Raw genomic sequence first — 16,119 nt, forward strand, 5'->3', positions numbered from 1 at the left:
AGTCCGGAGGAGCAGGGGCGGTGGCGGCCCGCTGAGGTGGGGCGGACATAAGGCTCACAGCCGACCGGTGGCCTTGAGCCGGATGTAGGTGTCGGCCAGCTGAGGCGGCAGCTCATGCGGAGTCGCGTCCACGACCTCCACCCCCATCGAGACCAGCTGCGCCTTCTTCGCCTCTCGCTCGATGATCTCCCGTTCGGCGGCAGCCGCGCGGTACACCTCGGTGGCGGTGGCCCGTTCCACCGTCCTCCGGTCCAGGTCGGGATCGCGCACTGCGGCCAACAGCACCAGATGCTTGGCCGTCAGGGCCGGCAGCACCGGCAGAAGCCCTTCCTCCAGGGAGCCGGACTCCAACGAGGTCAGCACCACCACCAGGGCGCGCTGGGAGCTGATGGCCTCCACATGCGAGGGCAGCTGGGAGAAGTCCGCCTCCACCAGCTCCGGGTCCATGGTGGCCATCGCGTTGACCATCTGGTGCAGGAAGTCACCCGACGACGACGAGCGGGCGCGCGCCACGATGCCGCGGTCGAAACCGATGAAGTCCACCCGGTCTCCGGCCCCGGCGGCGAGCACCCCGAGCAGCAGGGAGGCCTCCATGCCCGTGTCGAGCCGCGGCTCGTCGTCGATGCGGGCTGCGGACGTGCGGGAGGAGTCGAGACACAGGATGACCCGCCGGTCACGTTCGGGGCGCCACGTGCGCACCACCAGATTGTGTCCGGCGCCGGTGCGCCGACGGGCGGTGGCGCGCCAGTCGATGGAGCGGACGTCGTCACCTCGCACGTAGTCCCGCAGCGAGTCGAACTCGGTGCCGGCCCCGCGGATCTGCACCGCGGTCTGGCCGTCGAGCTCACGCAGCCTCTGCAGCTTCGACGGCAGGTGCTTGCGGGACCGGAACGGAGGCAGCACCCGCTGCAGGTGCCTGGAACGGTGCACCACCTGCCGGCCGGCGAGCCCCAGCGGGCCCAGGGAACGGACCGCCAGCGTGCTGCTCACCAGGTCGCCGCGGCGGCTCGGGCGCAGCGGTACGCTGACCCGCCGCAGTCCGCCCGGCGGGATGTCCACGGGGGTCACCGGTCGCAGTGACCCGGCCGAGGGCTGCCAGCCGTCCTTCACGGAGCCGCGCAGCCGCCGGCGGCCGCTGTGATGGAGCACCGATTCCGCCGTCGTCGTGCGGCTCAGCCGGACCGCCGCGCCGGGGACCCTCTCCACCCGGACCTGCCGTGGGGAGCCGGCCAGCATCATGTCGACGACGACCAGCCCCACCAGCAGCGTCAGGCAGGTCCACCATGCCCAGGCCACGGGGAGCGCGACGACCACGACGCTCAGCGCCAGAGCGACGTACAGCAGGCGGCGGGTCAGCACCATGGAGGGATCCTCACATCAGGTGGTCGGAGGGAGAAGGGCACAGGGCGGCGAGGGCTCAGCGGGGCACCGGCACGGTGGCGAGGATGCCCTGCAGCACATCGTCGACGCGGACTCCGTCCATGGAAGCCTCCGGGCGCAGCGAGACGCGGTGCCGCAGGCAGGGCAGCGCCAGCGCCTTGACGTCGTCGGGAGTGACGAAGTCCCGCCCGGAGAGCCAGGCCCACGCCTTCGCGGAGTTCATCAGCGCGGTCGCTCCGCGCGGGGAGACCCCCAGCTGGAAGCTGGGCGCCTGGCGGGTGGCCCGGGCGATGTCCACGATGTAGGCGATCACCTCAGGAGCCAGGGACACGGCCCAGACTTCCCGGCGGGCGGCCCTGACGTCCTCCTCGGAGGCGACCGGACGCACCCCCGCGTCGGCCAGGTCGGAGGGGTTGAAGCCGGCCGCGTGGCGGCGGATGACCTCGATCTCTTCGCCGCGCTGCGGCAGCTCGAGGGTGATCTTCAGCAGGAAGCGGTCCAGCTGCGCCTCCGGCAGCGGGTACGTGCCTTCGTACTCCACTGGGTTCTGCGTGGCGGCCACCAGGAAGGGGTCCGGCAGAGGGCGTCCGATCCCGTCCACCGAGACCTGCCGTTCCTCCATGGCCTCCAGGAGGGAGGCCTGTGTCTTCGGCGGAGTGCGGTTGATCTCGTCGGCCAGCATCAGGTTGGTGAAGACCGGCCCCTCCCGGAAGGTGAAGTCACCGGTGGCCGAGTCGTAGACCAGCGAGCCGGTGACGTCTCCGGGCATCAGGTCCGGGGTGAACTGGACCCGGGCCGTGTTCAGAGAGAGCGACGCCGACATCGCCCGGACCAGCAGCGTCTTGGCCACGCCGGGCACTCCTTCGAGCAGCACATGGCCGCGCACCAGAAGCCCGATGAGCACACCGGTGACCGCCCCGTCCTGGCCCACCACGGCCTTGGCGACCTCGTGCCGCACCTGGTGGAAACGGTCGCGGAGCGTGTCCATGGCGCCGACCCCGGAGTTGGCCGCTGCTGCCGGGTGCGGGGTGGAGCCCTGGGGAGCAGGGGCCTGGGGAGCGGGGGCCTGTGGCGGAGTCTGGTCGGACTGGTGTGGGGTCACGGTGCTTCTTCCCTCGGCGTGGTCGGCGGTGTGGGGTCTTCGTGTGGTGTCGGGCCGTCGTGCGATGCTGCGGCATCCTGCGGGGCGGGCGGCGTCTGCGACGGACGGAGGATCTGACGCGGCCCATGGCCGAGCCGGATCCGGACCTCGTCCTCCAGGGCGGCCAGCCCCTGGGCATATCTCACCATGGCGGTGTTGCCGCTGACGGCAGCGGCGTCCACGGTGCGGGCGATCTCCTGCTCGCTCCGTCCGGTCTGGGCCGCGACGGCGCCGATCACCTGCTGCTCCGGAGTGCCCGGGCCGAGTCGCAGGAGCCGGGCCAGGCGCAGCAGATGCGCGGAGCGCAGCGTCCGTGAGGCCTCCGTGGAGGCGTCCGCCTGCTGGTAGAGCCGGCCTCGCCCTTCGGCGGACTCGGAGGCGGGGACCTCCACGGGCAGCGGCTCCACCACCACCGGGCCGTGGCGGCGTCCGGCCACGAGGATGAGCAGCAGCGCGCAGACGAACAGCCACCAGGTGAGCATGTCCACCCAGTCCGGCATGAAGTCCCAGGGGGAGGCCCATTCGTCGGCGGACAGCGTGTCCACGCCGGACGGGGTGTACCAGATCAGATCGGACTGCTCGCCGAACAGGCCGAGGGCCAGCGCCGCGTTCCCCTCGGAGGTGATGTGGCGGTTGGTGAAGGCATCGGGAGCACCGAATACCAGGCCGGCGTCGGTGGCCGCGAGCACGCGACCGACGTCGTCCTGCGTGGGGTCGGGCCGCCCCAGGAAGCACCCCGCCTTGACGTCGTACAGCTGGCCCGGGGCGCGTATCGTCTCCGCGCGCTGAGCCGCGGGCACCGTGCAGTCTTCCCCGGCGTCGAGCACCTCGGGCACGTCCGTCGTGGAGGAGTGCGGGATCGCCCGGGCGGGGGCCAGCCCGCCGAGCGCCTCCTCGCGGGTGGCGGCCGACGGGGTGATCCACACTCGGGGCCGATCCTGGGAACGGAGATCGCGGGTCAGGGAGCGGCTGGCCTCCCAGCGGTCCTCGTGGACGACGATCGAGGCCTCGGGCAAGTCCTCCAGCAGAGCGCGCGCGCTCTCTGCTGTGGAGGCAGGATGGATCTCCACTCCCTGGTCCTCGAGGACCGCGGCAATCGCGGCATAGCCGTCCAGCTCGGTGTTGTTCAGCCCGTAACGTTCCTGGTCCTCCACGGAGAGCAGCTGGACCACGACGGAGAACAGCACCCCGATGATGACGAGCAGGAGCCAGAACTGCCAGCGACGCAGGGTCGAGCGCAGCGCGGCGGACAGGTTTCGCACCGTGGGCGGCCGGCTCTGGGACTCACGGGGCGCGGCGTCGTCCGGCGCCGGGAGGACGGGGGAGGACGGGGCTCCGGACCGCTGCGGGATCGGTGCGGTCATCGTGGCGCCACCACCTGAGGCGCTGCCGGGGACTGGGATGTCTGGGGCTCGGCCGCAGCGAGCGTGGCGTCGAGCCCACTCAGGTCCTCACAGTCCTGGGCGGTCAGTGAGCGGCCGCCATAGCGGGAGAGGTTGAACAGCTCGGCGGCGGTTCCGATCCGCGGCCCATGGGAGGGAAAGACAGCGCTGAGCTCACGGGCCGCCTCCGTGGCGGTGCGTCCCATGAGCTCCGTGAGGATCTCTCGCTCCTCGGCAGCCCGGACCACCGCACGGTACAGGTCCCGGAAGCACTCGTCGGTGCGGCCGGCCCGTCGGTGTTCCTCGGCCCGAGCGCGCAGCTCGTCGCTGCTGATGCCCGGTTCGATCGTCAGCGCCTCGTCGGCGCCGCCGGTCCGCTGCAGCCGCGGTCGGACGAGCAGGATGATGAGCACGATCGCCGCGATGAGCAGCACCATGATGATGAGCGGACCATAGGGGATGTCGACGCCGCCGATGGAGCCCATGCGGTCACTGAGCCACGCGAGGAAGTCCTCGATCGCCTGTCGCACCGGCCCGGTGAACTCCCTCTGGTACGTCGGGTCCGCGAGCTCGCGCTCCAGTAGTTCCCGCCCCTCATCGGGGCTGGGCGCCAGGGGCGTGGAGGCGCTCAGCGGCGACGGCACCGGACCAGGCAGGTCCTTCGGAGGAGTGATGGCGACCAGGAGCATGGGCGGGATTCACCTCGGCTGCCCGAAGTCCGGGCCCTGCCCGTCACGGCCGGAGTCGTCGGACCCGGGCTGGCCGTGGGGGTCCTGGGGCGGCCTGCCGTAAGGGTCCTCGCCCGAGGGATCCTGCTCGTGCGGGTTCTGTCCATAAGGGTTCTGTCCATAAGGGTTCTGTCCATAAGGGTTCTGCCCGTAGGGATTCTGCCCGTAGGGATTCTGGCCAGCAGGCGCCTGGCCGGAGGGGTCCTGGCCATAAGGGTTCTGCCCGTACGGAGACTGGCCATACGGAGACTGGCCATACGGGGTCTGCCCGTACGGGTTCGGACCGGGGCCCGGCTGGCCGAAGGGCCCCTGTCCGTAGCCCGCCCACCCCGGCTGCGGCGCTCCCCACGGGGGCCCCGAGGTCACGGTCGGCTCGCCCAGATGCTCCAATGAGGCAGGGATCACCGTGCCGTCGTCGGAGGCGCCCTCGGCGGCGGCCAGCAGGGTGACGTCCGCGGACTCCTGGTGGATCCTGCAGTTCAGATACATCACCGAGACCAGAGCACCAGCCAGGCCGAGGAAGATCGCGCTGACCGCGGAATCGAAGAAGGAGGCGAGCACGAAGAGCACCGTCGAGGCACCGGTGCCTCCCTCCGGAGAGGTCATCGCCATCTCTCCGCCGATGCCGGCGACGATGCCCATCGGCAGGGAGGCCACCAGGGTCATCACGACCAGGAGCAGATAGATCAGAGCCACCGTGCCGATGTTGATCCACCACCGGCCGCGGTTCAGCCGCCAGGAGCGAGCGATCGCCGCCAGAGGGCCCCGACGTTCCACCAGGACCACCAGGGGGGCGTACATGAGTCCCGCCGTGAGCCAGGCCGCCAGGAGCAGCAGGCCGGGGAACGCCACGATCAGACCGAACCCGATGGTGACGACGGCGGTGATCACCGTCGTGGCGATGACCGCCAGACCGACCACGAAGAGCAGGACGTTCATGACCACGATGTGCAGCAGCAGCCAGCCGATCCTGTCAGCGCGCAGGCGCAGTACCTGCATGAAACCCGTCCGATAGCCGTAGGCGGCGCGGAGGGTCGGGATCACCATCAGTGCGAAGGCCACCGTGAGCACGAGGTACTGGACCACGGAGATCGCCATCATCCCGCTCCAGAACCCCATGCTGGAGAACAGCGAGAACAGCAGCTCCTCGTCCTCGAAGGCCATGGGGTCATACATCAGTCGCATGAATCCGCCCATGGGCATCGTGGCGTACATCACCAGAGAGAGTAGGAAGCTGATCATGCCGGCCGCGAACGGCACGCCGACCACAGCCTTGGGGGAGTGTCTGATCATCGAGAACCCGCCGCCGAGGACCTCGCCGAGGGTCATGCGACGGATCGGGAAGACCGCCCCTGGCCGGGCGGACGTCGGCTCCTCGGTGCTCCACTGTGCGGTCATGGGTCCCCTTGCGATCACATCTGCGGACTAGGCTGAGACTTTCACCCTATAGCCCGGGCCCCTCGGCTGACACCCCTATGACATGCACGGCGGTCGGTCGTGAGGGCCCCGTCATATATCCTGGCGGGACGGACCGTGCGCGGGCTGGACGAGAGGAACAGGAGAGCTGATGAAAGCCAGGATTCTGGTCGTCGACGACGATGAGGCGCTGGCCGAGATGATCGGCATCGTGCTGCGCAACGACGGCTTCGAACCCACCTTCTGCACCACAGGAGATGCCGCCCTCGACGAGTTCCGCAGCACCAAGCCCGACGTCGTGCTGCTGGACCTCATGCTCCCCGGCAAGGACGGCATCGAAGTGTGCCGCGAGATCCGCGACGAGGCCGACACCCCGATCATCATGCTCACCGCGAAGTCGGACACCGCCGACGTCGTGCGGGGCCTTGAGGCCGGTGCCGACGACTACGTGCCCAAGCCCTTCAAGCCGGCCGAGCTCGTGGCACGGGTCCGGGCTCGGCTGCGCCCGGCTGAGACGCAGACTCGGCCCGACAGCGAACAGCTGAGCATCGGCGACCTCACCATCGATGTGGCCGGTCATGAGGTGCGCCGCGGCGAGACGCGGATCTCGCTGACCCCGCTGGAGTTCGACCTGCTCACCGCCTTGGCCAAGAAGCCCTGGCAGGTGTGGAATCGGGAGATGCTCCTCGAGGAGGTATGGGGCTACCGGCACCAGGCCGACACCCGCCTGGTCAACGTGCACGTCCAACGCCTGCGCTCCAAGATCGAGAAGGACCCCGAGCACCCGGAGATCGTCCAGACCGTCCGGGGCGTGGGATACAAGGCCGGCGGACAGGGGTAGGACATCACCGAGGACGAGAGCCGCGCCTCCGCCTCCCGAGCAGTAGCGTCCACGACCGGATCCATCCCGGTGATCCGGCAGGCCCGCACCGAGGCGCCGACGACGGCGGAGACACCGGAGGTCCGGGAGAGGGAGCCCGCTGCCGGGCTGTTCCGCCGTGCCGGTCGACGTCTGGCCCGCATCCCGCGGCTGTGGGGACGCTCGCTGCTGTTCCGCGCCGTGGCCTTCACGGGCCTGCTGACCATGCTCGGCACGGGCCTGGTGGCGGCCTTCCTGGCGCAGCAGGTGACCACGGGTCTGTTCCAGGAGCGCTTCGACCAGGTGGAGCTCGAAGCCGCCAACGGCATGCAGCGGATCCGCAATGAGTTCAGCTCGGCCTCCACCGCCGACCGCAGCGAGGCCGACCGTCTGGTGGAGTCCACCCTCTCGGAGCAGGAGGACACCGGCTCCCAGGTGCGGCGCTACGTGTACCTGCTCCCGTTGGACGACGAGTCCGACACCCGTGCGGTGGCCGGTCGGATCCCCATCGGCGACGAGGTCGCCGCTGAAGAGGTGGTGTCCCAGGAGCTGCGCGACGCCGTGGCCGGCGGCACTGGCCAGTACTGGCAGTCCGTAGGCTTCACCCGGGATGGAGTGGAGGTGCCCGGAGTCATCTTCGGCACTCAGGTCACGCTGCCCTCCGGGGACATCATGGGCCTGTACTTCCTCTACGACTTCTCCACCGTCCAGGACACCTTGGCCTTCCTGACCAGGATCATGCTGCTGGCCGGACTGGCGCTGCTGGTGCTCAACATGGCGGTGGCGGCCTGGGTCACCCGCTCCGTCGTCTCACCGATCTCGCAGGCCGCCGAAGTCTCCGAACGTATCGCTGCGGGCCAGCTCGACCAGCGGTTGGCCGTGCGTGGAGAGGACGAGATCGCCCGGCTGGGCATCTCGTTCAACCGGATGGCCTCGAATCTGCAGGAGCAGATCACCCAGCTGGCGAACCTGTCCAAGATGCAGCAGCGATTCGTCTCCGACGTCTCCCATGAGCTCCGCACACCCCTGACCACGGTGCGCATGGCGGCTGAGGTCCTGCACGAGTCGCGGGAGGACTTCGACCCTGTCAACCAGCGTTCCGCGGAGCTGCTCTATCACCAGGTCGAGCGTTTCCAAGCGATGCTCTCGGACCTGCTGGAGATGTCGCGCTTCGACGCCGGCGCGGCCGAGCTCGCCCTCGCCGATGTGGACCTGCGCAGCCTCGCCGAGGACGCCCTGACTGCGGCCCTGCCGCTGGCAGACCAGTCCCGGACGCAGCTGTCGATCGTGGTCCAGGGGGAGGACTTCGTCGTGGAGGCGGATCCGCGGCGCATCGACAGGATCCTGCGGAACCTGATCAACAACGCCATCGAGCATTCTGAGGCGCGGCCGGTGGACCTGGTGATCGCCTCCTCGCCGACTGCCGTCGGGGTCGCCGTGCGGGACCACGGGATCGGCATGAGCCCGTCGGAGGTGGCGCATGTCTTCGACCGGTTCTGGCGTGCGGACCCTGCGAGGGCCCGCACCACCGGCGGCTCCGGGCTCGGCCTGTCCATCGCCACGGAGGACACCCGACTGCACCAGGGCGCGCTCGACGCGTGGGGCCAGAAGGGGCAGGGCTCCTGCTTCCGGCTGGTCCTGCCCCGGAGGCTGGGGGAGCCGTACCGTGCCTCGCCGCTGGCGCTGCCGCCGGTCTATCGGTCCTCCGACCGCCGAAGCATCGCCACCCCCGTGGACGGCACACCCGTCACCGGGGAGGTCGACCATGACCGGATCGCCGAACAGTCGCTGCTCGAGCCGAAGGAGGGGAGCTGAGGATGAGCCGTCGCCTGGCCGCTCTGATCGCCGCCCTGGCCGGGGCCGCCCTGGTGGCCTCCGGCTGCACGCCCATGGTGCCCACCGACGGGCCGGTGGGCACCTCCGAGCTCGACGTCGGCGGAGACCCCGCCTATTCCATCCAGGCGGCCTCTCCGGTGCAGGGCATGGATCCGGAAGAGATCGTGCTGGGCTTCATCAACGCCGGAGTGGAGCCGACCAACCAGTACGAGGTCGCCCGGGAGTACATGACCGACGAGGCAGGAGCCCGATGGAGCTCGGGCGCACGCACCTTGGTCTACTCGGGGGACCCCAATGTGCTCTCCATGGGTGATGACAGCTACTCGGTGCAGATGGAGGTGGAGTCTGCGGTGGACGAGACCGGGATCCTCACCCAGTTCCCGGAGGGGCAGACCCAGACCGAGGAGTTCGAACTGGAGCAGGTCGACGGCGAGTGGCGCATCGCCGATGCGCCCGAGGGCACGATGGTGACCTCCGGATCGTTCCCCACGGTGTACGAGTCCCATACCCTCTACTTCTATGATCCGCAGCAGCGGTACGCCGTGCCGGACATCCGCTGGTTCCGCAGCAGCCGCACAGGCGTCCCCACAGAGATCGTCAGTGCGCTGCTCGACGGCCCGGCCACGTATCTGGAGCCCGCGGTGACGTCGGCCTTCTCCGACGGCACGGAGCTGCAGAGGCCCACGGTCCCCGTGGAGGACGGCACAGCCGTGGTGGACCTGGACGCCGAGCACCTGCGCGGAGCGACGGCCCAGGAGAGGCTCCTGATGAAGCATCAGCTGGAGATGGTGCTCCTCGACCTGCCCACGGTGCGGGAGGTGGAGATCATCTCCGGCCAGACCGAGTACGAGATGCCGGAGCAGCCCACCGACACGTTGGACATCGAACGGGACCCCAGCGTCAGCAACACCCAGGTCGGAGTCCTCGACGACACCCTGGTCCGCGTGCAGGATCTGCAGACCCTGTCGATCGGCAGCCTGCCGGACATCTCGGAGCTGGAGCCGCAGAAGCCCGCCGTGCCCGCCCAGGCGGAGGAGATCTTCGCCTTCCTGGACGGTGAGGGGGAGCGCCTCTACCATCTGCGGCCGCACCGTGACCCGGACCTCGTGCTCACCGGAGAGAACCTCACCCGGCCCTCCATGGACAACTTCGGATGGACCTGGACGACCTCCCGGGACGATGACGGCTCCCACGTCCACGTGGCCGCCTATGACGAGACGCTCTCCCAGTCGACGCTGGAGGTCAGCGCCGACTGGTTGGAGGCGCTCGACGTCGAGGCTCTGAGAGTCTCGCAGGACGGTGCGCGCGCCGTGGTCGTGGCCGACGACGGCGGCGAGTCCGGGCTCTACCTGGCCGGCGTGGTCCGCGACTCCTCCGGGACGCCGCGCGGGCTGGGAGAGCCCATCGCGCTGCAGACCACCACGCCCCCGGACGATGTGCGGTGGCTCGAGTCGGACGCTCTGGTGGCCTGGGCGAACTCGGAGGACTCGGCGGAGACCGCCGAACGGGTGAACCTCAACGGTTCCAGTCAGGCGATGGGCAGCCCGTTGCTGGGACTGCAGAACATCTCGGCCGGTGAAGGGGTGCGCACGGTCTTCGCCGAGCGGGTGGACGCCCCGTACAACTCCCGCAGCGGAGACAGCTGGGACATCAACGAGCAGGTGGAGGTCCGGGACTACGCCTTCCCCGGATGACGGATCCTGCGCTCCGGCCCCGTGTGCTGCGGCCCCCGGTGTGCTGCGGCCCCGGTGTGCTGCGGCCCCGGTCGGGTGCGCTCGTCGTCTGCCGCGTGGCACGCTCCTCCCCAGCGGCGGTCGGCCCGGCGAGGACACGCCAGACTCTCCACAGTCCATGGCAGGAGGCTCCTGCCGGTGACCGCGGTCGGGGAGGATGCCGGCATGGGTGCCCACCGTTCCTCACGGCCCACGGGCTGGACGTCCTCGCTGCGCCGCGCGGCACGTGAGCTGGCCGGTGTCCTGTCTCCGGTCTGGTGCGCCGGATGCGGCCGGGAGGATACGGTGCTGTGCCGCGACTGTGCTCAGCTGCTGGCCGAGAGGACGAGTTCGCCGTTTCGGGCGGAGGACCAGGCCTTGGCGCTGCCGCTGGTGCCCTCGTCGGCGGGGGAGGACGACGGGAGGGGTGTGCTGCCCGTGGTCGCCGCCGCATCGTACGACGGCGTCGTCGCCCGCGCGATCCTGGCGTTCAAGGACCACGAGGTGGTCGGCCTGTCGCGCCTGCTGGCGCCGGCGCTGCGCGCCGCCGTCGAGACTGTGGGCGAACCTCAGAGGGCACGGGACGGTGAGGGCCATCCGGGGTGGGACGCGGGGCTCCAGGGGCGGGTGCAGCAGGCTGGGCCGTTGCTGGTCACACCTCCGCCGACGCCGGCGTCCCTGCTGCGCCGCAGCCACCGGCCTGTCGATCATCTGCTGCGCGCCGTCGGGCTGAGGCCCACCGGCGGACTGGTGACGGTGACGCCCTCCGCGGCGCTGCGCTCGCTGCTGCCGGGCGGCCGCCAGAAGACCCGCGGATCGGTGGCTCGACGACGGGCCCTGCGCGGCACGCTGCGGGTGACGGCCGCCGGACGCCGCAGGCTGCCCGGAGCGAGGGTGCTCCTCGTCGACGACGTGCTCACGACCGGGGCCACCCTGCATGAGCTGCATCGCGTGCTCCGCGAGGTCGGCGCGGATGTCTCCGGGGCCGCGGTGGTGGCCGCCGCGCGTCGGGACAGGAGCGCCGGGGGAGGGCCTGCTCGGAAGCCCTCGGAGAGTTCCGGATTCCCCCGTGACGAATGGAGCGATTCGTCCTAGGGTGGAGTATGGGTATCTTCACGATGGGTCCCATCGCAACGGCGACGGGACGAGTGTCCTGGTCGGCCGCTGTGCTGTCATCGGAAACGAGGAGGACACCATGACCCTTCAGGTCAGCTACACCGGACGGAACATCCAGATCCCCTCCGCCTTCAAGGAGCACGTCGAGGACAAGCTCGACAAGATCGAGCAGCTCGCGGACAAGGGCCATCGCCTGGAAGTGAAAGTCGCCTCCGAGAACTCCCACCGTCGCGCCGACACGGCGCTGACCGTCGAGATGACCGTCATCGGTCGAGGCAAGGTGGTGCGCTCGGAAGCCCAGGCCGAGGACAAGTTCGCAGCGTTCGAGATCGCGCTCAACAAGCTGACCGAGCGTCTCCGGCGCGCCAGGGACCGGAAGAAGTCCCGCGCTCACAACGCCTCCCGCAACGGAGCCCCCGACGTCGCCACCGCGATGTCCGGACTCGAACCTGTCCCCACCGACCGGCCCCTCTATCAGCAGGTGCTGGACGCGGCCGCCGCGGACGACCAGCCGCCGGGCGAGGATGATGGGGACAGCGCGCCGATCAAGATCCGGCGCAAGGTGTTTCCTGCCGAGCCGATGAGCGTCGATGCCGCCGTCGACGCGATGGAGCTGGTGGGACACGACTTCTACCTGTACGTCGACGCCGAGACGGGACAGCCCTCGGCGGTGTACCGACGTCGTGGGTGGACCTACGGCGTCATCTCGCTCGATGCCGAGCACTCGACGGACACGCCGATCACGGAGGAGCGGAGCTACCGGCCGGAGAACGGCACCTCCCCTCGGAAGGTGGGGGTGGCCTGAACGGAGGACCCCTCGGCCGACCTTGACGGGCCGGACCGGAGAAGGTCACCGTCGACAGTGACGCAATGATCAGGACGACGGGGTCCGGGCGAGACGCCCGGGCCCCGTCGACCTGCCGGGGCTCGAGAGCCCCGGCGACCGTGCTGGGAGTCTTTAGGCGCAGTCCAGCCTCAGCGCGTAGACTGACACGCGGCTCCGTGCAGGTGGTCCCCGACACATGGGAGCGCCAGTGGATGAGCCGAGCACCGATACACACCTGATGGAGAACCGGCCGTGCCTACTCTGCTCGAACGAATCCTCAAGACCGGGGACAAGAAGATCCTCAAGACGCTGCGCGCCTACGCGGACGCCGTCAACCTCTTGGAGGATGAGTTCAAGGAGCTGTCCGACGCCGAGCTGCGCGCCGAGACGGACCGTTATCGTGAGCGCCACCAGGACGGCGAGTCGCTGAACTCTCTGCTGCCGGAGGCCTTCGCCGCCGTCCGTGAGGCGTCGCAGCGCACCCTGGGGCAGCGCCATTACGACGTCCAGCTCATGGGAGGCGCCGCGCTGCACCTGGGCAACATCGCAGAGATGGGAACCGGTGAGGGCAAGACGCTGGTGGCGACTCTGCCTGCCTATCTGAACGCGCTGACCGGCAAGGGCGTGCATGTCGTCACGGTCAACGATTACCTGGCGAAGTACCAGTCGGACCTGATGGGCCGCGTCTTCCGCTTCCTGGGCATGACCACCGGAACCATCACCAACGATCTCCGGCCGGCTCAGCGGCGTGAGGCCTACGCCGCAGACATCACCTACGGCACGAACAATGAGTTCGGCTTCGACTTCCTGCGTGACAACATGGCTCAGTCCCTGGACGATCTGGTCCAGCGGGAGCATCACTACGCGATCATCGACGAGATCGACTCGATCCTGATCGACGAGGCCCGCACGCCGCTGATCATCTCCGGCGCGGCCTCCGGCGACATCTCCCGGTGGTACACCGACTTCGCGACTCTGGTGAAGAAGCTCCACAAGGACGAGGACTACGAGGTCGACGAGAAGAAGCGCACCGTCGGCGTGCTGGAGCCCGGAATCGACAAGGTCGAGGACTATCTGGGCATCGAGAACCTCTACGAGACCCAGAACACCACCCTCATCCAGTACCTGAACAACGCGATCCGCGCCAAGGAGCTCTACAAGCGGGACACCGACTATGTGGTCGTGAAGAACGAGGTACACATCGTCGACGAGCACACCGGCCGCATGCTCAAGGGCCGCCGCTACAACGAAGGGCTGCACCAGGCCATCGAGGCCAAGGAGGGTGTGCGGATCAAGGCGGAGAACCAGACCCGCGCCACCGTCACGCTGCAGAACTACTTCCGTGGCTACGAGAAGATCTCCGGCATGACCGGCACCGCGGAGACCGAGGCCGCCGAGTTCATGTCCACCTACGGGCTCGGCGTCGTCCCGATCCCGCCGAACAAGCCGCGACAGCGCGTGGACCACAATGACCTGGTCTACAAGAACGAGGTCGTGAAGTTCGACGCGGTGCTGAAGGACATCATCGAGCGGCACGAGAAGGGCCAGCCTGTCCTGGTCGGCACGGAGTCCGTGGAGAAGTCTGAGTACCTCTCCAAGCTCCTGGCGAAGGCCGGCATCCGGCATGAGGTCCTCAACGCGAAGAACCATGAGCGGGAGGCGGCGATCGTCGCCCAGGCGGGTCGCAAGGGTGCGGTCACCGTAGCCACCAACATGGCCGGCCGAGGCACGGACATCATGCTCGGCGGCAATGCCGAGTTCAACGCGGTCCATGCGATGGAGAAGCTGGGCCTGGATCCGGTGGAGGACGCCGAGGAGTACGAGGCCACGTGGGACGAGGTCTTCACTGCGGCCAAGGAGGAGGCGGAGACGGAGGGCGACGAGGTCCGCGAGCTCGGCGGCCTCTACGTGCTGGGCACGGAGCGTCACCAGTCCCGCCGTATCGACAACCAGCTCCGCGGCCGGTCCGGCCGTCAGGGCGACCCCGGCGAGTCCCGGTTCTACATCTCCCTGACCGATGACCTCATGCGCCTGTTCAACCAGGCAGCAGCTCAGCGGATCATGAACTCGAAGGCCATGGACGAGCAGATCCCGGTGGAGCACAAGTTCGTCTCCGGTGCGATCGCCAATGCCCAGCAGCAGCGTGAGGGTCAGAACACCGAGATCCGCAAGAACGTGCTCAAGTACGACGACGTCATGAACCGTCAGCGTGAGGCGATCTACTCCGACCGCCGTCGCATCCTGGAGGGCGACGACGTCCACGAGAAGGTCCAGCACTTCATCGAGGATGCGATCGGTCTGATGATCGACGAGAAGACCACGGCCAACTCTTCGGAGGACTGGGATCTCGAGGGCCTGTGGGAGGAGCTGGAGTCGCTCTACCCGATCTCGCTGACGGTGGAGGACATCGTCGAGGAGGCCGGCGGGATCGATCAGATCACCGTGAAGATGCTCAAGCGGGAGGTCGTCTCTGACGCGAAGATCGCCTACGAGAGCAAGGAGGAGGAGCTCGGGGAGGACGCCATGCGCCAGCTCGAGCGTCGTGTCCTGCTCTCGGTGATCGACGAGAAGTGGCAGGAGCATCTCTACGAGATGGACTACCTGAAGTCCGGAATCGGTCTCCGCTCGATGGCTCAGCGCGACCCCCTGGTGGAGTATCAGCGCGAGGGCTATCTGCTGTTCCAGACGATGGCCGACTCGATCCGTGAGGACTCGGTCCGTTACCTGTTCAACGCCGAGGTGACCTCTTCGGCCGCGAAGACCCAGGCGACGAAGCTGCCGGGTGTCAAGGACGGGCGCGTGGCCGCCGCAGGCAAAGAGGTCAGCGTTCCGGGTCTGAAGGAGGAACCGGGCCGGGTGAAGCTGAACTTCACCGCGCCGACGGAGACGGGCGGAAAGCAGACGGAGCCCCGCAGCGCCAGCTGATCAGCCTGCCAGCTGATCAGCCCAGCTCCAGGGCCACGACCCGCCACCGGCCTCGGTGCGCCTCGAGCCGCATCGCGCAGGCCCGGGTCCGGGATTCGCCGGCGAAGACCACCGCGACCTCCCACACGCCTCGGGAGACGCCGCAGCACCGGAGTCGCTTCAGGCTGAGCGGGCCCCGTGCGGCCGCGACTGCGTCGTCGGCGGCGTCGACTCGCCGAGCGTGCGCGAGAAGCTCTGCGCGTTCGCGCACCTTGTCGAAGACCCCTGGGTCCAGCCAGCGCTCCAGCTGCTGGACGGGGCGCTGTCCGGCCAGCGTCTCCATGGTCGCCTGGCAGACCAGGCGCGCGACTGCGGTCACCTGGCGCCGTTCTTCGCGGAGTGTGGCCAGTTCTGTGGGACGTCGGCCGTCCGTGTCCTCGGCGCCGGCCGCAGAGAGCGCGTCGGCGGCCTCTCGTCGGCGGAGCAGACGCTGGACCTGCTCCTCACGCTGCAGTCGGAACGTGTTGAGGCGACGCAGCGGCGTTCCGGGCCATCGGGCCTCAGGATCATCCCTCACCGTGGCGTCGAGTCGCAGCAGGGGTTCTGCCGGCCCGGGCTCTGCGGGACGCTGACGGCGCGCGAGCCTGGATCTCAGGTGAGGGGCGGTGCCGGATGCCTGCTCCGGGACGGTGGTCTCAGGGTGCTGCTCGGACAGGGTCGCAGTCATAGTCAGGTCCTCTCTGGTGATGCGGCTCGGGCGGTCGAAGGCTCCGAGCTCGTGTCGTCTGCGTCATCGATCGGGTTCAGCCCCGCCTCCGG

The 16,119-nt window shown here is 69.1% G+C and carries 12 protein-coding genes; 6 read left to right on the forward strand and 6 right to left on the reverse strand.

Annotated features, from left to right (window positions below):
- Positions 1–54: 54 nt before the first annotated feature.
- The 5 genes from Q7C18_RS00575 to Q7C18_RS00595 all read right to left on the reverse strand — a co-directional run bounded on the left by Q7C18_RS00575 (position 55) and on the right by Q7C18_RS00595 (position 6,029).
- Positions 55–1,362: a DUF58 domain-containing protein gene (locus Q7C18_RS00575; protein WP_070159223.1), complete on the reverse strand. Its 1,308-nt coding sequence runs from the start codon at positions 1,360–1,362 to the stop codon at positions 55–57.
- Positions 1,363–1,417: 55 nt separating this feature from the next.
- Entirely contained in the window at positions 1,418–2,368 is a 951-nt protein-coding gene (locus tag Q7C18_RS00580) for a MoxR family ATPase (protein WP_311024416.1), read from the reverse strand.
- Between the two features lie 110 nt (positions 2,369–2,478).
- Positions 2,479–3,885 carry a DUF4350 domain-containing protein gene (locus Q7C18_RS00585; protein ID WP_311023560.1) on the reverse strand — a complete coding sequence of 469 codons (1,407 nt, stop codon included), beginning with the start codon at positions 3,883–3,885 and terminating at the stop codon, positions 2,479–2,481.
- A complete protein-coding gene (locus tag Q7C18_RS00590) occupies positions 3,882–4,592 on the reverse strand; it encodes a DUF4129 domain-containing protein (protein ID WP_311023561.1) in 711 nt (236 codons plus the stop codon). Before Q7C18_RS00590 ends, Q7C18_RS00585 begins: the two co-directional genes overlap by 4 nt.
- Before the next feature lie 9 nt (positions 4,593–4,601).
- The gene (locus Q7C18_RS00595; RefSeq protein WP_311023563.1) at positions 4,602–6,029 is read right to left on the reverse strand and encodes a hypothetical protein; all 1,428 of its coding nucleotides are present in this window, start codon (positions 6,027–6,029) and stop codon (positions 4,602–4,604) included.
- Between the two features lie 169 nt (positions 6,030–6,198).
- On the opposite strand from Q7C18_RS00595, the gene mtrA reads away from it, so the two are divergent.
- From mtrA to secA, 6 genes are all read left to right on the forward strand, one after another.
- Positions 6,199–6,888, forward strand: coding sequence for an MtrAB system response regulator MtrA (mtrA, locus tag Q7C18_RS00600; RefSeq protein WP_070159230.1), 690 nt, complete (start codon positions 6,199–6,201; stop codon positions 6,886–6,888).
- Between the two features lie 69 nt (positions 6,889–6,957).
- A complete protein-coding gene (mtrB, locus tag Q7C18_RS00605) occupies positions 6,958–8,721 on the forward strand; it encodes an MtrAB system histidine kinase MtrB (RefSeq protein ID WP_311023566.1) in 1,764 nt (587 codons plus the stop codon).
- Between the two features lie 2 nt (positions 8,722–8,723).
- Complete coding sequence (locus tag Q7C18_RS00610) at positions 8,724–10,436, forward strand: LpqB family beta-propeller domain-containing protein (protein WP_311023568.1); 1,713 nt, start codon at positions 8,724–8,726, stop codon at positions 10,434–10,436.
- Between the two features lie 204 nt (positions 10,437–10,640).
- On the forward strand, positions 10,641–11,549 hold the full coding sequence (locus Q7C18_RS00615; protein ID WP_311023569.1) for a phosphoribosyltransferase family protein: 909 nt from the start codon (positions 10,641–10,643) through the stop codon (positions 11,547–11,549).
- 100 nt (positions 11,550–11,649) lie between these two features.
- Positions 11,650–12,375: a ribosome hibernation-promoting factor, HPF/YfiA family gene (gene hpf, locus Q7C18_RS00620; RefSeq protein WP_070159321.1), complete on the forward strand. Its 726-nt coding sequence runs from the start codon at positions 11,650–11,652 to the stop codon at positions 12,373–12,375.
- Between the two features lie 273 nt (positions 12,376–12,648).
- On the forward strand, positions 12,649–15,321 hold the full coding sequence (gene secA / locus Q7C18_RS00625) for a preprotein translocase subunit SecA (RefSeq protein ID WP_311023571.1): 2,673 nt from the start codon (positions 12,649–12,651) through the stop codon (positions 15,319–15,321).
- A 16-nt stretch (positions 15,322–15,337) separates the two neighbouring features.
- Here secA and Q7C18_RS00630 read toward each other — a convergent pair whose 3' ends face one another.
- Complete coding sequence (locus tag Q7C18_RS00630; RefSeq protein WP_311023573.1) at positions 15,338–16,027, reverse strand: Rv3235 family protein; 690 nt, start codon at positions 16,025–16,027, stop codon at positions 15,338–15,340.
- Between the last annotated feature and the right edge of the window lie 92 nt (positions 16,028–16,119).

The sequence above is a fragment of the Nesterenkonia sp. CL21 genome (assembly GCF_031705515.1).
GTDB classification, from domain to species: Bacteria; Actinomycetota; Actinomycetes; order Actinomycetales; family Micrococcaceae; genus Nesterenkonia; species Nesterenkonia aethiopica.

Excerpts from the sequence above, each read along its gene's own strand:
- Q7C18_RS00575 (WP_070159223.1), bottom strand. The coding sequence starts at position 1,362 with ATGGTGCTGACCCGCCGCCTGCTGTACGTCGCTCTGGCGCTGAGCGTC.
- Q7C18_RS00580 (WP_311024416.1), bottom strand. The coding sequence starts at position 2,368 with ATGGACACGCTCCGCGACCGTTTCCACCAGGTGCGGCACGAGGTCGCC.
- Q7C18_RS00585 (WP_311023560.1), bottom strand. The coding sequence starts at position 3,885 with ATGACCGCACCGATCCCGCAGCGGTCCGGAGCCCCGTCCTCCCCCGTC.
- Q7C18_RS00590 (WP_311023561.1), bottom strand. The coding sequence starts at position 4,592 with ATGCTCCTGGTCGCCATCACTCCTCCGAAGGACCTGCCTGGTCCGGTG.
- Q7C18_RS00595 (WP_311023563.1), bottom strand. The coding sequence starts at position 6,029 with ATGACCGCACAGTGGAGCACCGAGGAGCCGACGTCCGCCCGGCCAGGG.
- mtrA (WP_070159230.1), top strand. The coding sequence starts at position 6,199 with ATGAAAGCCAGGATTCTGGTCGTCGACGACGATGAGGCGCTGGCCGAG.
- Q7C18_RS00610 (WP_311023568.1), top strand. The coding sequence starts at position 8,724 with ATGAGCCGTCGCCTGGCCGCTCTGATCGCCGCCCTGGCCGGGGCCGCC.
- Q7C18_RS00615 (WP_311023569.1), top strand. The coding sequence starts at position 10,641 with ATGGGTGCCCACCGTTCCTCACGGCCCACGGGCTGGACGTCCTCGCTG.
- hpf (WP_070159321.1), top strand. The coding sequence starts at position 11,650 with ATGACCCTTCAGGTCAGCTACACCGGACGGAACATCCAGATCCCCTCC.
- Q7C18_RS00630 (WP_311023573.1), bottom strand. The coding sequence starts at position 16,027 with ATGACTGCGACCCTGTCCGAGCAGCACCCTGAGACCACCGTCCCGGAG.